Origin of the sequence: Pseudomonas sp. BNK-44-b (assembly GCF_047456245.1) — a bacterium.
In the GTDB taxonomy this organism is placed as follows: Bacteria; Pseudomonadota; Gammaproteobacteria; order Pseudomonadales; family Pseudomonadaceae; genus Aquipseudomonas; species Aquipseudomonas machongensis.
The window spans coordinates 3,354,334-3,375,214 of the sequence record NZ_CP179908.1 but is presented as its reverse complement, the minus strand read 5'-3'; the positions used below and the strand labels follow the sequence as shown (position 1 = coordinate 3,375,214).

General features: G+C 62.9%; 18 protein-coding genes. 14 read left to right on the top strand and 4 right to left on the bottom strand.

The window, feature by feature from the left end:
• The first annotated feature begins 290 nt into the window (after positions 1-290).
• Together ACMGGG_RS15480 and ACMGGG_RS15475 are read left to right on the top strand one after the other, a co-directional pair.
• Positions 291-476, top strand: a complete 186-nt coding sequence (locus tag ACMGGG_RS15480) for a hypothetical protein (RefSeq protein ID WP_081255346.1) — start codon at positions 291-293, stop codon at positions 474-476.
• 137 nt (positions 477-613) lie between these two features.
• Positions 614-1,855 carry a M20/M25/M40 family metallo-hydrolase gene (locus ACMGGG_RS15475; protein WP_414154014.1) on the top strand — a complete coding sequence of 414 codons (1,242 nt, stop codon included), beginning with the start codon at positions 614-616 and terminating at the stop codon, positions 1,853-1,855.
• Positions 1,856-2,008: 153 nt separating this feature from the next.
• On the opposite strand, the gene ACMGGG_RS15470 is transcribed toward ACMGGG_RS15475, so the two are convergent.
• The 3 genes from ACMGGG_RS15470 to ACMGGG_RS15460 all read right to left on the bottom strand — a co-directional run bounded on the left by ACMGGG_RS15470 (position 2,009) and on the right by ACMGGG_RS15460 (position 6,318).
• Positions 2,009-2,248, bottom strand: a complete 240-nt coding sequence (locus ACMGGG_RS15470) for a DUF3077 domain-containing protein (protein WP_414154013.1) — start codon at positions 2,246-2,248, stop codon at positions 2,009-2,011.
• Positions 2,241-2,510 (bottom strand): hypothetical protein, encoded by a 270-nt coding sequence (locus ACMGGG_RS15465; RefSeq protein WP_414154012.1) that lies wholly within the window; start codon positions 2,508-2,510, stop codon positions 2,241-2,243. Before ACMGGG_RS15465 ends, ACMGGG_RS15470 begins: the two co-directional genes overlap by 8 nt.
• Positions 2,511-3,000: 490 nt before the next feature.
• Positions 3,001-6,318, bottom strand: coding sequence for a type III effector HrpK domain-containing protein (locus ACMGGG_RS15460; protein WP_414154011.1), 3,318 nt, complete (start codon positions 6,316-6,318; stop codon positions 3,001-3,003).
• Between the two features lie 528 nt (positions 6,319-6,846).
• On the opposite strand from ACMGGG_RS15460, the gene ACMGGG_RS15455 reads away from it, so the two are divergent.
• The 7 genes from ACMGGG_RS15455 to ACMGGG_RS15425 all read left to right on the top strand — a co-directional run bounded on the left by ACMGGG_RS15455 (position 6,847) and on the right by ACMGGG_RS15425 (position 14,742).
• Positions 6,847-7,329, top strand: coding sequence for a formate dehydrogenase subunit gamma (locus ACMGGG_RS15455; RefSeq protein ID WP_054895549.1), 483 nt, complete (start codon positions 6,847-6,849; stop codon positions 7,327-7,329).
• Entirely contained in the window at positions 7,326-8,876 is a 1,551-nt protein-coding gene (locus tag ACMGGG_RS15450; RefSeq protein WP_414154010.1) for a formate dehydrogenase beta subunit, read from the top strand. The genes ACMGGG_RS15455 and ACMGGG_RS15450 overlap by 4 nt, the downstream gene beginning before the upstream one ends.
• Positions 8,873-11,761 (top strand): formate dehydrogenase subunit alpha, encoded by a 2,889-nt coding sequence (fdhF, locus tag ACMGGG_RS15445; protein ID WP_414154009.1) that lies wholly within the window; start codon positions 8,873-8,875, stop codon positions 11,759-11,761. The genes ACMGGG_RS15450 and fdhF overlap by 4 nt, the downstream gene beginning before the upstream one ends.
• Positions 11,758-11,961: a formate dehydrogenase subunit delta gene (locus ACMGGG_RS15440; protein WP_414154008.1), complete on the top strand. Its 204-nt coding sequence runs from the start codon at positions 11,758-11,760 to the stop codon at positions 11,959-11,961. The genes fdhF and ACMGGG_RS15440 overlap by 4 nt, the downstream gene beginning before the upstream one ends.
• 96 nt (positions 11,962-12,057) lie before the next feature.
• On the top strand, positions 12,058-12,225 hold the full coding sequence (locus ACMGGG_RS15435; protein WP_081255289.1) for a YhfG family protein: 168 nt from the start codon (positions 12,058-12,060) through the stop codon (positions 12,223-12,225).
• 3 nt (positions 12,226-12,228) lie between these two features.
• Entirely contained in the window at positions 12,229-12,837 is a 609-nt protein-coding gene (locus ACMGGG_RS15430; protein ID WP_414154007.1) for a Fic/DOC family protein, read from the top strand.
• A 93-nt stretch (positions 12,838-12,930) separates the two neighbouring features.
• Entirely contained in the window at positions 12,931-14,742 is a 1,812-nt protein-coding gene (locus ACMGGG_RS15425) for an ABC transporter ATP-binding protein/permease (protein WP_063545595.1), read from the top strand.
• A gap of 69 nt (positions 14,743-14,811) precedes the next feature.
• Here ACMGGG_RS15425 and ACMGGG_RS15420 read toward each other — a convergent pair whose 3' ends face one another.
• Positions 14,812-16,476: an electron transfer flavoprotein-ubiquinone oxidoreductase gene (locus ACMGGG_RS15420; protein ID WP_063545594.1), complete on the bottom strand. Its 1,665-nt coding sequence runs from the start codon at positions 16,474-16,476 to the stop codon at positions 14,812-14,814.
• A 540-nt stretch (positions 16,477-17,016) separates the two neighbouring features.
• Between ACMGGG_RS15420 and ACMGGG_RS15415 the strand changes: the two genes are divergently transcribed.
• From ACMGGG_RS15415 to ACMGGG_RS15395, 5 genes are all read left to right on the top strand, one after another.
• Positions 17,017-17,766, top strand: a complete 750-nt coding sequence (locus ACMGGG_RS15415) for an electron transfer flavoprotein subunit beta/FixA family protein (protein WP_063545593.1) — start codon at positions 17,017-17,019, stop codon at positions 17,764-17,766.
• Entirely contained in the window at positions 17,767-18,696 is a 930-nt protein-coding gene (locus tag ACMGGG_RS15410) for an electron transfer flavoprotein subunit alpha/FixB family protein (RefSeq protein ID WP_063545592.1), read from the top strand.
• A gap of 83 nt (positions 18,697-18,779) precedes the next feature.
• Positions 18,780-19,601 carry a substrate-binding periplasmic protein gene (locus ACMGGG_RS15405; RefSeq protein WP_065864901.1) on the top strand — a complete coding sequence of 274 codons (822 nt, stop codon included), beginning with the start codon at positions 18,780-18,782 and terminating at the stop codon, positions 19,599-19,601.
• Positions 19,602-19,610: 9 nt separating this feature from the next.
• Positions 19,611-19,964 carry a DUF4398 domain-containing protein gene (locus ACMGGG_RS15400; protein WP_054894263.1) on the top strand — a complete coding sequence of 118 codons (354 nt, stop codon included), beginning with the start codon at positions 19,611-19,613 and terminating at the stop codon, positions 19,962-19,964.
• On the top strand, positions 19,961-20,776 hold the full coding sequence (locus tag ACMGGG_RS15395; RefSeq protein ID WP_414154006.1) for an OmpA family protein: 816 nt from the start codon (positions 19,961-19,963) through the stop codon (positions 20,774-20,776). Before ACMGGG_RS15400 ends, ACMGGG_RS15395 begins: the two co-directional genes overlap by 4 nt.
• Positions 20,777-20,881: the final 105 nt, after the last annotated feature.

The window sequence follows — 20,881 nt, the reverse complement described above, 5'->3', positions numbered from 1 at the left end:
TTGTACCCTTCGCTCGGGGCGCTATACCAACAGAGCCGCACAGAAGGCGTTCAAGACGCCAGTTTACCAAGAGCACCAGGCATGTGCCTGTAGAGCCTTGCTTGCCGTGGCCCCGATGGTCAGTCCGTCAGGGAAACATTGCCCGCGAAACCCCCTACGGCCTGGATAGCTCCCCGCTGACTTTGCCGAGCATCGGCCTTACGATAGATTGTTCGCCTCAACCAACTCGCACCATGTCGAAACCCACAAACAGCCCGCATCCGAAGGGAAGACTCATGCATCCATACGACATGCCCCAAGCCGAAGCGGAGAAGATTCACGTCGAAATCGCCAAACTGATGGCAGAGACTCGCAAGCTCAATGCCGAAGCAGGCAAATTGACCCGAGAAACCTTCTGGTACCCGATCGGCATCGCGACCGGTCTGGTGACAGCAGTGGCGGGCATCACCGCACTGACAATCAAGGTCTTTGCCTGAATCCCCAGCCCCGCAATCGCGGGGTTTCTTGCATCAAGGCCAATGGCCTGCACTTCATCAAATGGTCTACAAAGCTGGCGCCAGCGCCATCGATGGTCAAAGCTGCAGGTTCCCCTTGCATTGATAAAGGACTTCGCATGCCCATCCGACGCTCACCGATCGCCGCTGCCATCGCCTTGTCATTCCTGTCGTTTTCCGCCCTTGCCGCCAACCTGACTCCCGACGCGCTACTGAAAAAGGCCGAGGCCGAGCAGAAGGCCTATCTCGCGACCGTCAAGCAACTGGTCAATGTCGATACCGGAACCGGGCAGGCGCCGGGGCTGAAAACCGTCAGCGGCCTGCTGGTCGAGCGGCTCAAGGCGTTGGGTGCCGAGGTCAAGACCAGCCCTGCAAGCCCCTCGGCGGGCGACAATATCGTCGGCACCTTCAAGGGCACCGGCAGCAAGTCGTTCCTGCTGATGGTCCACTACGACACGGTGTTCCTGCCGGGCACCGCTGCCAAGCGGCCGTTCAAGGTCGAGGGCGAGCGTGCCTATGGGCCTGGCGTGGCCGATGCCAAAGGTGGTGTGGCGATGATCCTGCACTCGCTGAAGCTGCTGCAGGACGAGAAGTTCAAAGGCTTCGGCACCTTGACCGTATTGTTCAACCCGGATGAGGAAACCGGCTCCAGCGGCTCGAAGGCGATCATCGCGGAACTGGCGCGCAAGCATGACTACGTGTTCTCGTACGAGCCACCGGACAAGGATGCGGTGACGGTCGCGACCAATGGCATCAATGGCGTATTTCTCGAAGTGAAAGGCAAGTCTTCCCACGCAGGCTCCGCGCCTGAGGCTGGGCGTAATGCCGCCATGGAGCTGGCCCACCAGATGCTGCAGTTGAAGGACCTCGGTGACCCGGCCAAAGGCACCACGGTCAACTGGACGATGGTCAAGGCAGGCGACAAGCGCAACATCATTCCCGCCAGCGCCACGGCCGAGGCGGACATGCGCTACTCGGACCTGAGCGAAAGCGACCGAGTGCTGGCCGACGCGCAACGCCTGGTGCAGAAAAAACTCATCGACGGCACCGAAGTGACGGTGCGCCTCGACAAGGGCCGCCCGCCGTTGGCGAAGAACGCCGGCTCCGAGCAGTTGGCGAAAACCGCCCAGACGCTCTACGCGAAGATCGATCGCAACATCGAGCCGATCGCCATGCGTTTCGGGACCGATGCGGGCTACGCCTATGTGCCCGGCAGCGAGAAGCCTGCAGTGCTTGAAACCATGGGTGTGGTGGGGGCGGGGTTGCATGCCGATGACGAGTACATCGAGCTGTCGAGCATCGCGCCGAGGCTTTATCTGACAGTGGCATTGATCCAGCAATTGTCTGAGGCGGCGAAGTAAGCGCGCGTAGGATCAAGTGGTTATTGTCCTGCGATGACCAGCATGCCGGTTCCATTTGCCGAGGTGTCTGCTTCGTGGGCAAGTCGGGGCGCCGAACCGCCGCCCCTACAGGGGCGGGCAGTGGATTGCAGGCTTTGTGGCCGCGGCGGTTACTCAAGGCGACTGATTTCTGGCGACTTCCAGGTCGTTCATCAATGCTTTGGCCATGGCGCTCAGATACCTCAGGGCGACCATGGCCGCAGGCGTGATTGATTCATCACCCATTTCGCTCAGGTCGCGCACGCATCCCAGTAGTAGCGAGACTTCGTCGAAAGCCTGGCCGGCGGGAATGCCGGGTTGCACGCGGAAAATCCCTAGCGCAGTGGCGATGCCGGGTGTGGTGCCTTCATTCATCAGCGAACCTCTTTGACATCCGCCTCAGTGCATGTTCGATCAAGGCGCGAGCCGTTTCTGCGGCGTGCGCTGCGTTGGCGAGCATGTTCAGGCCAGGAGTACCGGCCAGGGCCCGGCAGTGCTCGTCGAGGGTTTCGCTGACGCCGCGCAACAGTTCGCTGGCGTGAGCCAAGGCGTCGGGCGGAATGAGGTCGGAATGGATGGAGAAGTAGAGGTTGTTGACGAGTTTGAGGCGGGGTGGATCGGGGACGATCTTTTTCATGGCTAACTCCCATTAAGCAAAGTAGCCACCTTCATCATCCCTCTCACAGGATAAGGGTGGCAGCGGTGCGTGGGGTGAGAGACCGGCGAGAGTTAGCAAAAACCGGCCAGGCAGAAGCCTGCCCACGCACTGCTGCCATAGCAGTGCCGCCAACTCTTCAGTAAAGCCGGGCTCTCACCCCCGGTCGCCATATGGACGACCCGGGGAAATTAGCCCTGATGCTTATCTTCAACAACAGAGAAACGGCTGCGTGCTGCGTAGGATAATTCCCAGGTGGCGTTGAGCTGAAGTATTGGCGGAGAGATTCGGAATTTTCTGAGGGTGTAGTGGAGGGTAGCGGCGGTTCGGCGGCCCGGTTTGTCCCGAGAACACGGGCGTAGCCCGTGCCAGGGAGCGCGGTGTCTTTTTCGCGGGCAAGCCCGCTCCCACAAGGTCCGCGCAGGTTTTGAGAACCCTGTATCGCGGGGCTGCAGGCGCGGGCAGCCTTGCCTCAGCCGTAGGCGAAGTTGTACTCCTCGTCGCGATCTTCCTTGGTGATCGGCCCGCCGGTGAGGTCGTACTTGTCCAATACCGGCTTGAGTTCGCCGAAGAACTGGTCCTGCATCTTCTCGCGCTTGGCCACTTCGATGATCGGCAACACGATCCCGGCCACCAGCCCGATACCCGCCGTGGCCCAGCCCAGCACGCCTGAGAAGGCACCGGCGATGGCGCCGACATCGGCCAGACCGAACAGGCCCGCACCGCCTTCGATGATCGAGGTGATCGCCGCACCTGTACCTAGCGCGCCGGTGGTCAGCGAGAAGCCGGCCCCGACCTTGTCACCGGCGAAGGCGCTGTTGACGCCGCTGATCAGGCCCAGCACGCCGCCGATGAAGCTGCCCGCACCGCCGATGACCTTGCCCAGGTTGCCCAGGCGGTTGATACCGTCGGTGTTCTGCACCATGTTGCCGGTCGGGAACTCGCCGATCGGCGCGGGTTTGGACGGGTCGACCGGGGTGGGTTTCCAGACCATGCCATAACCGGCTTCCTTGGCGTACTTGGTGCCGCCCTCGATAATCAGGCCGGCGAACTGCATGCCTGCCGAAACCCGCGAGGCGTTGTCGGTCGGGCTGTTGCCACCGGTGGCGGAACGTGCAGCCAGCACACCACCGGCGAGCAGGGCGCTGCCGATGTGCAGCAGGCCTTGCTTGTAGGACTCGCTGACATTGAGCTTCAGACCGTCGATCGACTTGGGCAGGACGTCGCTGATCTTCTCGCCCTGGCGGTTGGTGTCCCACACCGAGCGCAGCATCGAGATCACATCCTGCGGGCGGATCGGCGCACCGCTGGAGTCCTTGAACATGTCTGGATCGTCGGCCATGGCCTTGTCGATGATGGCCTTGGCCTTGTTTTCATCGAAGTTGCCGCTGCCGTCGCCAAAGATATCCTTGAGCGTGGTGTTGTCGGCACCGTCGATCAGCGAATCGGACACCGCCTGGTTGATGCGCTGGCCGACCTCGGAGGCCTCCTGCGGCGTCACCTTGTCGCCGAGGAACTCTTTGAATAGCGCGGCGTTGGAAGCGTACTGGCCGATGACGGTCATCGGGTCGCCACCCTTGGATAAGCCGTCCTCCAGGTCCTTGCCGTTGAGGATGTGCTCGCGGAAATACTGCTCGATCTCCCCGGACTTGCCCGACTTGTCGGCGATCGATGCCAGGTCGACGTTGCCGTCGCCGCCCAGGGCGAGGTCGGTCAGGGTGGCATCGGTACCGGTCAGGGCGAGGGCATCGGGCAGCGAGAGCGGGTTGCCGTTGCCATCCTTGGTGGCCAGGGCGGTGTTGATGATGTTGCCGCTGTTGATCTGGCTGTCTTGGCTGTGCTGTAGCGCTTTCTTCATCGCCGGGTCGGCGTTGATGATGTCGCGCATGCCCGGGCCCTGGTTTGCGGTCATGTAGGCCTTGACGTCCGCGTCGTTGCCCAGCTTGGAGATGGCATCGTCCAGTTGCTTCATGACCTTGGACTTGGTCGGGTTGAGGTGGTACTGGCTGTCGGCGGTGATGCCGGCATACAGGTCGCCGTCGACCTTGTCGCTGGCCTGCAGGCGCGCACGCGCGTCGGTGATCTCCAGCATGGCCGCGGCCTTGGTCTTGCCGTCGTAGTTCTCGGGGTGCTCGAGCACGTCCTTGGTCAGCTTGGAGGTGTCCACGCCCGCCAGAGAGCCGCGAATCGAGGAGTTGCTGAGCATCATCAGCACGCCGTGGTCGTCCTTCGGCGCCTGGTTTTCCAGCCAGGCGCCGATGTTCTTCTGCTGGACGATGCCGTCGGAGGAGGCGGTCGCGGGGTGGTCGCCGGCCGAGTCCATCACGTGCCACATGCCTGGGTTGGACCAGTAACCGGCAGCGCCTGTCAGCTCGGGGCTCAGGCCGCTGTCGGACTTGATCGCGTTGAGGTTGTCGGTGGTCAGGCTGCCGTTGTTGGCGCGCTGGTTGGCGCCTGCCATCTGCGGGCCAGCGCTGCTGACCAGCGAGATGTTGGCCATGACGATGGCTGCGGACTTGGCGTTTTCCTTGGCCAGGTCGGAGGCGCCCGGGTTTTTCGAGAGGAACTTCGAATAGGAAGAAGAGGCGGCCGACAGGTCCTTGTTCTGCTGGCTGATGAACTTGTCGACATCGGCGTGGGTGATGACGCCATCGCTCTTGCCCAGGCCGCCGCTGTCCAGGGCGTTCATCAGGCTCGGGCTGCCCGCAAGGTACTTGAGCGTGGCCTGCGCCTCGGGCGGCAGGTCGCTGGGTGGGTTGGCGAAGTCGATCTTGCGGTCGTGCAGGCCCCATTTGTCCCAGTTATCGCTGAGCATCTTGGATGCGGCGCGCGGACGCTCCAGGTCTTTTTCGGCCTGGGTGGGCTTGTCGCCGCCCTTGTTGCCGGTGATGGTGTCCCAGTCGCGCACACCGCTGGCGTACTTGGAGTTGTCGATCCAGCTGGTGTCGACCGCGCCGTCGACACCGAAGATGCCGTTGGACGCCTTGCTCATCGAGGCATAGAGATCCGGGCTGATGCCTTGGGAGACGATGATCTTCTCGCCGCTTTCGGTTTCGTAGCGAATCAGGCCGTGGCCCAGTTCCTCGGGCGTACCGATGGCCTTGATGCCATCGGCGGGCTCGTCGGCCCTGGCCAGGCGATAGCCTTCCTGCTCGCTCTTGTTGATCAGGGTGAGGGCTTCGCCGTCGGACTTCACCTGGTCGAACAGGGCATGGTTGGTCTCGTTGGCGACGATCACCTTGTCGCCGGACTGGGTTTCGTAGCGAATCAGGCCGGGGCCGACCTCGTCGGCAGGGCCGATGAACTTGTAGTCGTCCATGCCCGGTGGCACATCGCCGGCCTGGGCGATGCGATAGCCCTCGGCCTTGCTCTTGTTCAGGGCGTCCACGGCGTCGGTCTTGCTGGCCATGCCGTCGAACAGGTAGGGGGTCATCTGCTTGATGATGACGATGTCGCGGCCGTCGCGGGTCTTGAGGTCCAGGACGTTGTCGGAGAGCTTGGTGATCGAGGCGATGTTGGCCAGCGGGATGCCGGTGTTGCCGATATCGGCGAGGTTGGGATCGTTGAGGTGCTTGATGACTTCCGGGTCGTTAGTGGCCAGTGCGGCGGCGATTTCCGCTTCCTTCTTGTTGTCGACCGCGGCGGCGACGACGAAGCGTTTGTTGCCGGCCGGCGTGGGGGCTGGCGTGTCCTTGAAGTTGGAAAGCGAGCGGGTGACCGCAGTTTCGAAACGGGCGAGGGGATTGTCCGAGGACGTTGTGCCAGGGGCGTCGGTGTTCGAGGTTTTCATGGGGCCGGACCTAGTGATACAGGAGGATTCCGACGATAAGGAGGCAATAAGTCATATTTGTTTCAAATTGTAAAATAAACGTGCGAAGCGTGAGTTCATTATCGTTTTCACGCGTTTGCTAAATGATGTGATTGCCGCGGCGGAAGTTGTGAATTTAGTTGCCTGTCAAGTGAAGCGTTGTTTAGTAAATAGCCATTGTTATCGGCAAGCTATTAACTAAGTGAAATGTTGTGAAATGACTCGTAACTATCTTTCCCGGATTGGCACTGCGCTTGTGGAGGTGAGCTTATGTGCAGTCTCGCATGCGTCGGTTTCAGGATGTGCCCTGTCGCTTGCGCGCTACCGTTTTCGGCCAACGGTGCCATTCTTATCAGGATGTCCGAGGACCGAGTGCGCACAGACGCACCGGCTTGGACGAGGAGGGCGACCGTGATCCTGTGACCGTGACAGGCCCGGAACGCCACAGCAGAACACCGCCGGACACCTGCCCGCACCTTCGGGCGGATCCGGGTTGCCGAGGTCCGCTGTATGCCTGAAGAGACGCTTGACCTGCCCTTGATCCAGCGGGTGCTGGACAACCACAAGGAGGTGCCCGGCGCGCTGTTGCCGATCCTCCACGCCATCCAGCAAGGCCTGGGCCATGTACCCGATGAAGCAGTCCCCGAGATCGCCCATGCGCTGAACCTCAGCCTCGCCGAGGTGCGTGGGGTGATCAGCTTCTACCATGATTTCCGCACTTCGCCCCCGGCACGCCATACCCTGCGCCTGTGCCGCGCCGAGTCGTGCCAGAGCCGCGGCGCCGAAGCCCTGGCCGCGCAGCTGCGCGAACAGCTTGGGCTGGACGACCATGGCACCACTGCAGATGGAGCGTTGAGTCTGCGCCCGGTGTACTGCCTCGGCGCTTGCGCCTGCTCGCCAGCGCTGGAGCTGGACGGGCAGGTGCATGCGCGGCTCACGCCCGAGCGTCTGCAGGCTTTGGTGAACAGCTGCAGGGTGGAGGCGGGCGCATGATCAAGCTGTGTATTTCCTGCGATTCGCTGGCTCGCGCAGTGGGCGCCGACCAGCTCGCCGAGGCGTTCGAACGTGAGGCCGCGAAGCGGCAACTGCCGCTGCAGATCCAGCGCACCAGCTCGCGTGGCCTGTATTGGCTCGAGCCATTGCTGGAGCTGGAAAGCGCCGAAGGGCGCCTGGGCTTCGGACCGGTCATGCCCGAAGACGTGCCGGGCCTTCTGGAGGCCCTGGACAAAGGGGCTGAGCATCCACTGGCATTGGGCCCTGTCGAACAGATCCCTTACCTGAAGACCCAGCAGCGCCTGCTGTTTGCCCGCGCAGGCATCACCCGGCCATGTTCGCTGGACGACTATCAAGCCCATGGGGGCTTCGAGGGCTTGCGCAAGGCTGCATTGATGGACGGCGATGCAGTGGTTGCCGCGGTTCTGGATTCCGGCCTGCGTGGCCGAGGCGGGGCTGCGTTTCCAGCGGGTATCAAATGGCGCACCGTGCGCCAGGCACCGGCCGGGCAGAAGTACATCGTCTGCAACGCCGACGAAGGCGACTCCGGCACCTTTGCCGACCGCATGCTGATGGAAGGCGATCCGTTCCTGCTGATCGAAGGCATGATCATCGCCGGCCTCGCGGTTGGCGCTAGCAAAGGCTATATCTATGTGCGCTCCGAATACCCGGACGCCATTCGAGTGCTCAACGAGGCCGTCATGCTGGCGCGCGAGGCCGGTTATCTGGACGTCACCGGCAGCGGCGTGGCCTTCGAGCTCGAAGTGCGTGTGGGGGCTGGCGCCTATATTTGTGGCGAAGAGACGGCGCTGCTGGAGTCGATCGAAGGCAAGCGCGGCATCGTGCGCGCCAAGCCGCCGCTGCCGGCGCTCGAGGGCCTGTTCGGCCAGCCGACGCTGGTGCATAACGTCCTGACCTTGGCTTCTGTGCCGATCATCCTGGCAAGAGGTGCAGCGTTCTATCGCGACTTTGGCATGGGCCGTTCGCTGGGCACCTTGCCGTTCCAACTGGCGGGCAACGTGCGCCAGGGCGGGTTGGTCGAGCGTGCCTTTGGCCTGACCCTGCGTGAGCTAGTCGAGGGGTATGGTGGTGGTACCGCCAGTGGTCGTCCGCTGAAAGCTGCGCAGGTCGGTGGCCCGCTGGGTGCCTGGGTGCCGCCGTCGCAGTTCGATACGCCGCTGGACTACGAGGCCTTCGCTGCCATCGGCGCGATGATCGGCCATGGTGGTGTGGTAGTCGCCGACGACACGCTGAACATGGCCGGCATGGCGCGTTTCGCCCTGCAGTTCTGCGCCGAGGAATCCTGCGGCAAGTGCACGCCCTGCCGCATCGGGTCGACCCGCGGCATGGAGGTGGTGGATCGCCTGATCGCCAGCAGCGACCCTGCTGCGCGCGAAGACCAGGCGCACCTGCTGCGCGATTTGTGCGACACGATGCAGTACGGCTCGCTGTGCGCCATGGGCGGGATGACCGCTTACCCGGTGGCCAGCGCCCTCAAGCACTTCCCCGCCGATTTCGGTCTGGCCAGCTCGGAGGCCGCACAATGATCAACTATTTCGACCCCGCCAACAGCGACATCGACCTGGGCACGCCTGCCCGCGACAGTGAGCTGCAGGTCAGCCTGAACATCGACGGCCGTGCGATCAGTGTCCCCGCAGGCACCTCGGTGATGCGCGCCGCCGCGCTGCTGGGCACCAGCATTCCCAAGCTGTGCGCCACCGACAGCCTCGAAGCCTTCGGCTCGTGCCGCATGTGCATGGTCGAGATCGACGGTATGCGCGGCTACCCAGCTTCATGCACCACGCCGGTCAGCGAAGGCATGGTGGTGCGCACCCAGACGCCGCGCCTGGCCGACCTGCGGCGCAATGTCATGGAGCTGTACATCTCCGATCACCCGCTGGACTGCCTGACCTGCTCTGCCAATGGCAACTGCGAGTTGCAAACGGTCGCCGGCCAGGTGGGCCTGCGCGAGGTGCGCTATGGCTATGACGGCGCCAACCATCTTGACGAGGCCAAGGACGTCTCCAACCCGTACTTCGACTACGAGCCCAGCAAGTGCATCGTCTGCAGCCGCTGTGTGCGTGCCTGCGAAGACATTCAGGGCACCTTCGCCCTGACCATCAGTGGTCGAGGCTTCGAGTCGCGGGTGGCAGCGGCCGGTGGCGAGAATTTCCTCGCCTCCGAGTGCGTGTCGTGCGGCGCCTGCGTGCAGGCCTGCCCGACAGCGACCCTGACTGAGAAGAGTTTGGTCCAGCTCGGCCAGCCGGAGCGTGCGGTGATCACCACCTGCGCCTATTGCGGGGTGGGCTGCTCGTTCCGCGCCGAGATGAAGGGCGATCAACTGGTGCGCATGGTCCCGGACAAGAACGGCGGCGCCAACCACGGTCACGCCTGCGTCAAGGGGCGCTTCGCCTGGGGCTACGCCACTCACCCGGATCGCATCACCACGCCGATGATCCGCAAGCGCCTTGAAGACCCATGGCAGGAAGTCAGTTGGGATGAGGCGCTGGCCTATGCCGCCAGTGAGTTCCGACGCATCCAGCTCAAGTACGGACGCGACTCGATCGGCGGTATCACCTCCAGCCGTTGCACCAACGAAGAAGCCTATCTGGTGCAGAAGCTGGTGCGTGCCGCCTTCGGCAACAACAACGTCGACACCTGCGCGCGGGTCTGCCATTCGCCGACCGGTTATGGCTTGAAGCAGACCCTGGGCGAATCGGCCGGCACCCAGAGCTTCGACTCGGTCATGCAGGCCGACGTGATCCTGGTGATCGGCGCCAACCCGACCGACGCTCACCCGGTGTTCGGCTCGCAGCTCAAGCGCCGCCTGCGCCAGGGCGCGCGGCTGATCGTCATCGACCCGCGCCGCATCGACCTGGTCGACTCGCCCCACGCCCGCGCCGAGCTGCACCTGCAGCTGCGTCCGGGCACCAACGTCGCCATGCTCAATGCCTTGGCCCATGTGATCGTCGATGAAGGGCTGCTCGACCAGGCCTTCATCGACGCGCGCTGCGAGAGTGCCGAGTTCACGCGTTGGCGTGAGTTCGTCAGCCTGGCCGAGAACTCACCCGAGGCGCTTGGGCCGATCTGCGGCGTGCCTGCCGAGCAGATCCGCGAGGCGGCACGGTTGTATGCGGGCGCTGGCAATGCGGCGATCTACTATGGCCTGGGCGTCACCGAACACAGCCAGGGCAGCACGGCGGTGATGGGCATCGCCAACCTGGCCATGGCAACCGGCAACATCGGTCGCGAAGGCGTGGGCGTCAATCCGTTGCGTGGTCAGAACAACGTCCAGGGCTCGTGCGACATGGGCTCCTTCCCCCACGAATTGCCGGGCTACCGGCATATCTCCAACGAGACCGTGCGCAGTGAATTCGAGCAGGCCTGGGGCGTGACCTTGCAGCCTGATCCTGGTCTGCGCATTCCCAATATGTTCGAGGCCGCGCTCGATGGCAGCTTCAAGGCGCTGTACTGCCAGGGCGAGGATATCGCCCAGAGTGACCCGAACACCCAGCACGTCACTGCGGCACTGATGGCCATGGAGTGCGTGGTAGTGCAGGACATCTTCCTCAACGAAACCGCCAAGTTCGCCCATGTGTTCCTGCCAGGCAGCTCGTTCCTGGAAAAGGACGGTACCTTCACCAACGCCGAACGCCGCATCTCGCGGGTGCGCAAGGTGATGGAGCCGCTGGCCGGCAAGGCCGACTGGGAGGCGACCGTGGCCCTGGCCAATGCCTTGGGCTATCGCATGGACTACCGGCATCCGTCCGAGATCATGGACGAGATCGCCCGCCTGACGCCGAGCTTCCACCGCGTCAGCTATGCCGAGATCGACCGCCATGGCAGCCTGCAATGGCCGTGCAACGAAGCCGCGCCCGACGGCACCCCGACCATGCACATCGACCAGTTCGTGCGCGGCAAGGGGCGATTCATGCTCACCGGTTATGTGCCCACCGACGAGAAGGTCAATGCCCGTTATCCGTTGTTGCTGACCACCGGCCGCATCCTCAGCCAATACAACGTCGGTGCCCAGACCCGCCGCACCCACAACGTTGCCTGGCATGATGAGGATCGCCTGGAGATCCACGCCAGCGATGCCGAAAGCCGCGGCATCCGCGACGGCGACTGGGTTGGGGTGGGCAGCCGTGCGGGGCAGAGCGTATTGCGTGCGCGGGTCAGTGCGCGGGTGGCGCCGGGCGTGGTGTACACCACCTTCCACTTCCCCGAGTCCGGTGCCAACGTGATCACCACCGACAACTCCGACTGGGCCACCAACTGCCCAGAGTACAAAGTCACGGCCGTCGAGGTGGTGCGGGTGTTCCAGCCCTCGGAATGGCAGAAGCGCTATCAGCATTTCAGTGACGAACAGCAGCGCTTGCTCAAGGAGCGACGCCAGGTCGAAGGACAGGAAAAAGTCGAGGTCCGCCGATGAGCAGTGACAACCTGGTCAGGATGGCCAACCAGATCGCCCACTACTTCGACAGCGAGCCGGACCGGGCGCTGGCGGTGCAGGGGGTGAGGCAGCACTTGCAGAGTTTCTGGACCCCAGCGATGCGCCGGCAGTTGAGCGAATGGAGCGAGGCCCATGCGGGGGAGGGGCTCGATTCGAAGGTGCGGGAGGCGTTGGGATAGTGATCGGGCCTCGGCATGACCCATGCCGAGGCCGCGCAGGCATTAGCCGTTTTCGCTATAATCGAACTTCCATCACCCCGTGAGAGGCGTTGAACGGTGAAAGGCATCAGCTTGGAAACCAAAAAAGCAGCTTGGGAAAAGACTCGCCGCTCGAACTACGCAGCCAGTCTGCGCCTTGAGGGTTTTGATGTCACGCCTGACTCCGCCGAGCGTAAGCTCCCGTCCAAGGAAGAGTTGTTGCGTCACTACCGCAAGCAGGTTTGATCCTTGGACAAGTACGGTGTCGGACAGGACGCCTACTGTTATCCCGGTACGGTCGTCCTGTGCAATCTACTTGATCTTCGTGATGAGTCAGCGCTTGCCAGGGCCGAGCGGGACTTTTCCGAGCTCGCCGCCAGCCAGCTCCCATTCGAGCTTCCTCCTTACGATCTTCCCTATCTCCAGAGGCTTCATCGCGCGCTTTTTCAGGATATTTATGCGTGGGCTGGAGAAATCCGCACGCTCGATATTTCCAAAGGCCACACGCGTTTCTGCAATATGAGTCGCATTGAAACCGAAGCTTCAAAAGTATTCAGCAGCCTTGCACGGCAAAGCTGGTATGAGGGCTATTCGCGTGCGGATCTGATCCGCGCCGTGGCAGAAAGCTTTGGCGATTTGAACATGGTCCATCCATTTCGCGAGGGAAATGGGCGAGCTCAGCGGATTCTTTACGAACACGTGATCTTGAACGCGGGTTTTGAAATCGACTGGTGGTCGGTCGATCCTGATGAGTGGGTGGCTGCGAACATAGCGGCAGTTGTTTGCGATTATTCGCCGCTGGAAGCGGTTTTCGACAAGTGCATCGGGCGGACCATCATCGGCTTGTCGCCTGTTTAGCGTTCATGGCACGCCCAACATGAAACCTCCGTCATCTTCGCCAGCCCCGGCCGGTGCTAGGCTCGGGTAAATACTCGCCACGGAAACCCCACCATGGAAATGAACTGGCACCAGGCCCTGCAAGAGAGCCTGAGCTGGCTTGCAGTCGCTTCATTGATCACCCTTGTCGGCTTCACCGCCGCCGCTTTCCTGGCGGTGCGCTTTACTCGCTGGGGCCAGCAGTTCTGGCAACTGGCAGGCGATTACTTCAGCTTCAGGCGCAGTTGGCGTCCGCTGTTGGTGTTTGCCCTGCTGCTGTTCCTGGCGCTGTTCTCGGTGCGCATGAACGTGCTGTTCTCGTTCTGGTACAACGGTTTCTATAGCGCCCTGCAGGGCCTGGACCAGACCGCGTTCTGGTACCTGCTCGGGGTGTTCGCGGTACTGGCGACCATTCATGTGCTGCGTTCTCTGTTCAACTACTACGTCACCCAGTCGTTCAACATCCACTGGCGGGTCTGGCTGACCGAGCGCCTGACCGCCGACTGGATGCATGGCGATGCCTACTACCGCGGGCAGTTCCTAGAAGAGCCGGTGGACAACCCGGACCAGCGTATCGAGCTGGACGTCAATGCCTTCGTTACCGGCTCGGTGTCGCTGGCCCTCGGGGCAGTGAGTGCGTTGGTCTCGCTGGTTGCCTTCACCGGCATTCTCTGGGGGCTGTCGGCGCCGCTGACAGTGGCTGGAGTCGAGGTGCCGCGGGCGATGGTGTTTGCGGTGTACGTCTATGTGCTCATCGCCACCTGGATCGCTTTCCGCCTCGGGCGGCCGTTGATTCGCCTGAACTTCCTCAACGAAAAGCTCACGGCGAACTTTCGCTACGCACTGATGCGCTTGCGCGAGAACGCCGAGAACATTGCCTTCTACCAGGGCGCGCAGGTCGAGCGGGGCACGTTGCTCGGGCGTTTCTTCGCCTTGATCGGCAATGTCTGGGCACTGGTCTGGCGGAGCCTGAAGTTCAACGGTTTCAACCTGGGTGTCAGCCAGGTGGCGGTGGTGTTCCCGTTCATCCTGCAGGCGCCGCGCTTTTTCAGCGGAGCGATCAAGCTGGGTGATGTGATGCAGACGTCGCAGGCGTTCGGGCAGGTGCAGGATTCGTTATCGTTTTTCCGGGAGTCCTACGACACCTTTGCCAGCTACCGCGCGACCCTCGATCGTCTCACCGGTTTTCTCGATGCCAACCACCAGGCCAGCGAGCTGCCGCACGTGGCAACCCGCGAGCTGCCGCGGGCCCTGGATATCGCGGGTTTGCAGGTGCTGCGTCCGGATGGCCATCGGTTGATTGCCGACCTGAGCCTGAACCTGCAGGCCGGGCAGGCATTGCTGATCAAGGGGCCTTCGGGCAGCGGCAAGACCACGCTGCTTCGAGCCCTGGCGGGATTGTGGCCTTATGCAGAAGGGGCGGTCGCGAGGCCTTTGGGGGAGCAGGCGCTGTTCCTGTCGCAGCGGCCTTACCTGCCGTTGGGGGATCTGCGCACCGCCATCGCCTACCCGGCCCAGGTCGGCCAGGAGCAGGATGCACGGATGCAGCAGGCATTGCGGCAAGTGAACCTGGCGCATCTGGCCGAGCGCCTGGAGGAAAGCCGCGACTGGACGCGCATCCTGTCGATCGGCGAGCAGCAGCGCCTGGCGTTTGCCCGGGTGCTGTTCAACCAGCCGCATGTGGTGTTTCTCGATGAGTCCACTTCGGCGATGGATGAAGGTTTGGAACATGCCTTGTATTCGCTGCTACGCAACGAAATGCCGGAAACCTTGCTGGTGAGTGTCGGGCACCGCAGCACGCTGGCTGGCTTTCACAGCCACCGGCTGGAGGTCGATGGCAAGGGTGGTTGGGCGTTGTTCGAGCAGGACGCGGTGGTGCTGTCCTGAGTATCGGCAGCAGATGAAAAAGCCCCCTGGCATCGCTGCCAGGGGGCTTTTTTACATGCGGCGCGGGCCTTACATGTTGGGGTAGTTAGGGCCGCCGGCACCTTCTGGGGTGACCCAGGTGATGTTCTGCGACGGATCCTTGATGTCGCAGGTCTTGCAGTGCACGCAGTTCTGCGCGTTGATCTGGAAGCGCTTGCTGCCGTCTTCCTGGGTGACCACTTCGTAGACCCCGGCCGGGCAGTAACGCTGGGCCGGCTCGTCGTACAGTGGCAGGTTGGTGGCGATCGGCACGTTCGGATCGGTCAGCTTCAGGTGGCAGGGTTGTTCCTCTTCATGGTTGGTGCTGGAGAGGAACACCGAGCTGAGCTTGTCGAAGCTGAGCTTGCCGTCGGGCTTTGGGTAGTCGATCTTTTTCGCGTCGGCAGCCAGCTTCATGCAGGCGTAGTCGGGCTTGGTGTCGTGCAGGGTGAACGGCAGCTTGCCGCCGAACCAGTTCTGGTCGACATAGTTGAACGCAGCGCCGAACAGTGGCCCGAACTTGTGCATGGCCGGGCCGAAGTTGCGGCTGGCGTACAGCTCTTCATACAGCCAGCTGGCCTTGAACGCCTCGACGTAGCTGTTGAGGGCGTCGCCACCTTCGCTGCCGGCGAACAGGGCATCGGCCACTGCATCGGCGGCCAGCATGCCGGACTTCATCGCCGTGTGGCTGCCCTTGATCTTGGCGAAGTTCAGGGTGCCCAGGTCGCAGCCGATCAGCGCGCCGCCGTTGAACACCATCTTCGGCAGCGAGTTCAGGCCGCCCTTGCAGATGGCGCGGGCGCCGTAGCTGATGCGCTTGCCGCCTTCCAGGTACTGGCTGATCACCGGGTGGTGCTTCAGGCGCTGGAACTCGTCGAACGGCGACAGGTAGGGATTGGCGTAGGACAGGTCGACGATCAAGCCAACTACTACCTGGTTGTTCTCCAGGTGGTAGAGGAACGAGCCGCCGGTGTTCTCGGCGCTCACCACATCCAGCGGCCAGCCGGCGGTGTGCACGACCAGGCCTTGCTCGTGCTTGCTCGGGTCGATCTCCCAGATTTCCTTGATGCCGATGCCGTAGTGCTGCACGTCGGCTTCGCTGTCCAGGTCGAAGCGCTTGATCAGCTGCTTGCCGATGTGGCCGCGGCAACCTTCGGCGAACAGGGTGTACTTGGCGCGCAGCTCCATGCCGGGGGTGTACAGGCCGTCCTTGGGCTGACCTTCGCGGTCGACGCCCAGGTCGCCGGTGACGATGCCACGGACTACGCCGTTCTCGTCGAACAGCGCTTCCTGGGCGGCGAAGCCCGGGTAGATTTCCACGCCCAGGTTCTCGGCCTGCTGGGCCAGCCAGCGGCACAGGTTACCCAGCGAGATGATGTAGTTGCCCTGGTTGTGCATGGTCTTGGGCACGAACAGGTCCGGCACCTTGACCGAACTGCCCTGGTCCTTTAGCACATAGATGTCGTCGCGCTTGACCTCGGTGTTCAGCGGGGCGCCGAGTTCTTTCCAGTCGGGGAACAGCTCGTTCAGCGCGCGGGGTTCGAAGACCGCACCGGAGAGGATGTGGGCGCCGACCTCGGAGCCTTTCTCGACCACGCAGACGCTGATCTCGTTACCGGCTTCGGCGGCCTTCTGCTTCAGGCGGCAGGCGGCAGACAGGCCCGCCGGGCCTGCGCCGACGATGACCACGTCGAATTCCATGTATTCGCGTTCCACAGGTTCTCTCCTACTCAAGGCTCATCGCGTTGCTTGTCTTATGGGTGTCGGATGCCCGCTCACGGTCGGGGCAGCTGTAGCCGTGCCGGTGGCGGACTACACCGTTTTGTCTTGGCCGCGCATTATATCTACACCACTTGGCGGGTCCAATACAAACGTTTGTTTGAATTTGCCGCAGCCCAGTAAAATCACAGGAGGGCGGCTGGAGGCTGGCCAATTTGCCGTATTGACCGGATTGGGTGTTACGGTCAAGATACGAGCGGTTTTACGCTCGCCGTAGGCTGACCGTCGGGCGCAGGTGCACCTCTAAAAACCAGGCGTAGAGCAGGGAATACAGGCTGAAACCTTTTTTGTAGTGGAGTCTACACGCCACGACAGGAAATGACCCGCGGGTTTTGCCCCGCCAGTCCGCACAGGACTGATCGGTCATGGCAAATTTCGCTCGACCCGGAACGTTTTCAGAGGTGTCCTTGTACCCACGCGCATTCGCCGGGCACGCCCCAGGCGACATTCTTTTCACCGGAGAGTAACGAGGAATCCATGAAGGTTCTTGTAGCTGTCAAACGAGTGGTCGACTACAACGTCAAGGTTCGCGTCAAGGCGGACAACTCCGGCGTCGACCTTGCAAACGTCAAGATGTCCATGAACCCCTTCTGCGAAATCGCCGTGGAAGAAGCCGTGCGCCTGAAAGAGAAGGGCGTTGCGACCGAGATCGTCGCCGTTGCCGTCGGCCCGACCGCCGCCCAGGAGCAACTGCGTACCGCCCTGGCACTGGGTGCCGATCGTGCCATCCTGGTCGAGACCAGCGAGGAACTGAACTCCCTGGCCGTGGCCAAGGCGCTGAAGGCCATCGTCGATAAAGAGCAGCCGCAGCTGGTCATCCTCGGCAAACAGGCCATCGACAGTGACAACAACCAGACCGGCCAGATGCTGGCTGCGCTGACCGGCTACGCCCAGGGCACCTTCGCCTCCAAGGTCGAAGTGGCTGGCGACAAGCTGAACGTCACCCGTGAGATCGATGGCGGCCTGCAGACCGTCGCGCTGAACCTGCCGGCGATCGTCACCACCGACCTGCGTCTGAACGAGCCGCGCTATGCGTCGCTGCCGAACATCATGAAGGCCAAGAAGAAGCCGCTGGAGACCGTGACTCCAGATGCGCTGGGCGTATCCACCGCCTCCACCACCAAGACCATCAAAGTCGAAGCGCCTGCTGCACGCAGCGCCGGTATCAAGGTCAAGTCGGTGGCCGAACTGGTCGAGAAGCTGAAGAACGAAGCGAAGGTAATCTAAATGACTATCCTGGTTGTCGCTGAACACGAGAACGGTGCCGTAGCCCCGGCCACCCTGAACACTGTCGCTGCTGCCGCCAAGATCGGTGGCGACGTCCACGTGCTGGTCGCAGGCCAGAACGTCGGCGGCGTAGCCGAGGCTGCGGCCAAGATCGCTGGCGTTGCCAAGGTGCTGGTCGCTGACAATGCGGCCTATGCCCACGCCCTGCCGGAAAACGTCGCGCCACTGATCGTCGAGCTGGCCAAGGGCTACAGCCACGTGCTGGCTCCGGCCACCACCAACGGCAAGAACATCCTGCCGCGCGTCGCCGCGCTGCTGGACGTCGACCAGATCTCCGAGATCGTCTCGGTCGAATCCGCCGATACCTTCAAGCGTCCGATCTATGCCGGTAACGCCATTGCCACCGTGCAATCGAGCGCTGCGGTCAAGGTCATCACCGTGCGCACCACCGGCTTCGACGCCGTGGCCGCCGAAGGTGGTTCGGCTGCGGTGGAAGCCGTTGCTGCCGCCCACGACGCCGGGAAGTCGGCCTTCGTCAACGAAGAGCTGGCCAAGTCCGACCGTCCCGAGCTGACCGCTGCCAAGATCGTCGTCTCCGGCGGCCGTGGCATGGGCAACGGTGACAACTTCAAGCACCTGTACGCCCTGGCCGACAAGCTCGGCGCCGCTGTCGGCGCTTCGCGCGCTGCGGTCGACGCAGGCTTCGTGCCGAACGACATGCAGGTCGGCCAGACCGGCAAGATCGTCGCACCGCAACTGTACATCGCCGTCGGTATCTCCGGCGCGATCCAGCACCTGGCGGGCATGAAGGACTCCAAGGTGATCGTCGCGATCAACAAGGACGAAGAAGCCCCGATCTTCCAGGTGGCCGACTACGGCCTGGTTGCCGACCTCTTCGAGGCGGTGCCGGAGCTGGAAAAGCTGGTCTGATCCGAGCGCTTCACTTATAAAGAAGCCCGACCCTCGTGACAGGGGTCGGGCTTTTTTTTGCATGGCTGGCAAGGAGTAAGGTAATGGCGTTTGGCAGAACGGGTCGGTTGCTGGCCTGCATGGTGGCCTTGGTATCCTCGCAGGCGATGGCCGCCGGCAAGTGTGAAAAGCTGGTGGCCACCGGCAGCCCGGATGCACCGCCGTACTCTTGGCAGGACCCGCAAGACCCCCGGCATCTGATCGGTGCCAATGTCGACCTGTTGCGCCAGGTGGCGGGCGAGTTGGGGGTGAGGGTCGAGGTGCTGCATGCCGGGCGCCGCGAGCAGGCGCTGGAGGAGGTGCGCAGCGGGCGCATGGACCTGTTGCTGGACACGCCGATGCAAGTCGGTCAGTTGACCGCGCTGGACTACATCCATCCCCCCTTGCAGCTCAACGAATACCTGGTCTGGACTCGCCATGATTCGGCATTGGATTTCGACGGTCCGGCGGATCTGGCCCGCTATCAGGGCAGCCTTTCGGAGAAGGCCCGGCTGACCCCGGCGTTCGAGGCGTTCGCCAAGTCCCAGCTCAAGCTGGTGCCTGCGCAGAATCTCACCCAGGCCTTCCAGAAGCTGGTGCTGGGGCAGGTCGACTACGTATTGGCGGGGCGCTATTCGGGGATGGCCATGACCCAGAGCCTGGGCATGAGCAACGACCTCGTCGCACGCGGCCTGCCGGTGGATCGTCCGGGGCTGTACCTGGCGGTGTCACACAATTCGGCCTGTAACGATGCCTGGCTGCGTGGGCAACTGGCGAAAAAGCTGACAGAATTGCCGATCTCTGGCGCCTCCGAGGCGGTGCTGCAGCGGAATGTGGAGCGCTGGAAAGCGCAGATGCAGATGACCGGGGACGCCCCCAAACAGTAGGAAGAATGCGTGAGAATCCAACCACTGATCCTGGTCCTGGCTGTTGCAGCCCTGGCCGGTTGTGCCAACGATCCGGCTCCTCATGAGCAGATGCGCCTGTCCGAGCAGGCGCTGGAGCAGGCCAAGGCTGTCGGCGCGACCGAGCAGGTCGAGGCGTTCAAGCTGGCCGAAGACAAGTTCGCCCGAGCCAAGACCAACATGGTCAGCGAAGACTTTCGTGATGCGCGCATGCGCGCTGAGCAGGCCGAGCTGGATGCACGCCTGGCCGAGGCTCAGGTGTTGACCCAGAAAAGCGAAGAACAGTTGAAGGTGACCGAGTCGCGTATCAAGCGCCTGCGCAAGCAGCTGGAGGTGCAGCCATGAGCCGAACATTCAAGCCCGGTGCTGCCCTGGTCGTGCTGGCGTTGGCTGCCGGTCTGCAGGGTTGCGCGAGCCAGCGCAGCGAGTCGGCGTTGGACGATGCCACGGCTGCGTTCCAGAAGGTCAAGGACAACTCCGACGTGCTGCGCAGTGCACCGCGCGATGTGATCCGTGCCGGTGAGTCGCTGGCGCGTGCAGAGCGTCTGGCCAGTTATGTCGGCAGCGGCACCGATGTACGTCACTATGCCTACCTCAGCCAGCGCTACAGCGAGATCGCCCGCGAGCACGCCAATCTGGCACTGAACCAGGAGCGCCTGGCCAAGCTCGATCTGGAGCGCCAGCGCCTGCAACTGGCGCTGCGTGAGGCGAAGCTGGCCAGCGTGCAGCAGCAGGGCAAGTGGGTCGAATCGCAGATCGCCGCCCTGGCATCGGAGCAGGCCGATCGCGGCCTTGTGATGACGCTGGGGGACGTGCTGTTCGACACCGGCGAGGCGGAGCTCAAGAACTCCGCCAGTCGCACGGTGCTCAAGCTGGTGCAGTTCCTGCAGCTCAACCCGCGCCGCGTGGTGCGGATCGAGGGCTACACCGACAGCACCGGGGCGTCCGAAGACAACCTGAAGCTGTCCCGTGACCGTGCGCAGTCGGTGGCGGACATGCTGGTCGACCTGGGCATCGATGAAAAGCGCATCGAGGTCGAGGGGTATGGCGATCAGTACCCGGTCGAGGTCAACGCCTCGGAGCGGGGCAGGGCGCAGAACCGCCGTGTGGAGATCGTGTTCTCCGATGAGAAGGGCAAGCTCGCGCCGCCGCGCTGAGTGCTGTTCGGGTGCTGCCTGGCACCCGCGCTGACGGTTCGTCTGTTCGCCGCTGTCAAGCAAGTGTAATGTCGACTATTCTCGGAACTGTCCCAGTACACTTTG

What these genes read in the sequence shown, in the direction of transcription:
- ACMGGG_RS15425 (WP_063545595.1), top strand. Translation starts at nt 12,931, where the DNA reads ATGGAAATGAACTGGCACCAGGCCCTGCAAGAGAGCCTGAGCTGGCTT.
- ACMGGG_RS15460 (WP_414154011.1), bottom strand. Translation starts at nt 6,318, where the DNA reads ATGAAAACCTCGAACACCGACGCCCCTGGCACAACGTCCTCGGACAAT.
- ACMGGG_RS15415 (WP_063545593.1), top strand. Translation starts at nt 17,017, where the DNA reads ATGAAGGTTCTTGTAGCTGTCAAACGAGTGGTCGACTACAACGTCAAG.
- ACMGGG_RS15395 (WP_414154006.1), top strand. Translation starts at nt 19,961, where the DNA reads ATGAGCCGAACATTCAAGCCCGGTGCTGCCCTGGTCGTGCTGGCGTTG.
- ACMGGG_RS15410 (WP_063545592.1), top strand. Translation starts at nt 17,767, where the DNA reads ATGACTATCCTGGTTGTCGCTGAACACGAGAACGGTGCCGTAGCCCCG.
- ACMGGG_RS15450 (WP_414154010.1), top strand. Translation starts at nt 7,326, where the DNA reads ATGATCAAGCTGTGTATTTCCTGCGATTCGCTGGCTCGCGCAGTGGGC.
- ACMGGG_RS15405 (WP_065864901.1), top strand. Translation starts at nt 18,780, where the DNA reads ATGGCGTTTGGCAGAACGGGTCGGTTGCTGGCCTGCATGGTGGCCTTG.
- ACMGGG_RS15480 (WP_081255346.1), top strand. Translation starts at nt 291, where the DNA reads ATGCCCCAAGCCGAAGCGGAGAAGATTCACGTCGAAATCGCCAAACTG.
- ACMGGG_RS15470 (WP_414154013.1), bottom strand. Translation starts at nt 2,248, where the DNA reads ATGAATGAAGGCACCACACCCGGCATCGCCACTGCGCTAGGGATTTTC.
- ACMGGG_RS15465 (WP_414154012.1), bottom strand. Translation starts at nt 2,510, where the DNA reads ATGAAAAAGATCGTCCCCGATCCACCCCGCCTCAAACTCGTCAACAAC.
- ACMGGG_RS15440 (WP_414154008.1), top strand. Translation starts at nt 11,758, where the DNA reads ATGAGCAGTGACAACCTGGTCAGGATGGCCAACCAGATCGCCCACTAC.
- ACMGGG_RS15475 (WP_414154014.1), top strand. Translation starts at nt 614, where the DNA reads ATGCCCATCCGACGCTCACCGATCGCCGCTGCCATCGCCTTGTCATTC.
- fdhF (WP_414154009.1), top strand. Translation starts at nt 8,873, where the DNA reads ATGATCAACTATTTCGACCCCGCCAACAGCGACATCGACCTGGGCACG.
- ACMGGG_RS15455 (WP_054895549.1), top strand. Translation starts at nt 6,847, where the DNA reads ATGCCTGAAGAGACGCTTGACCTGCCCTTGATCCAGCGGGTGCTGGAC.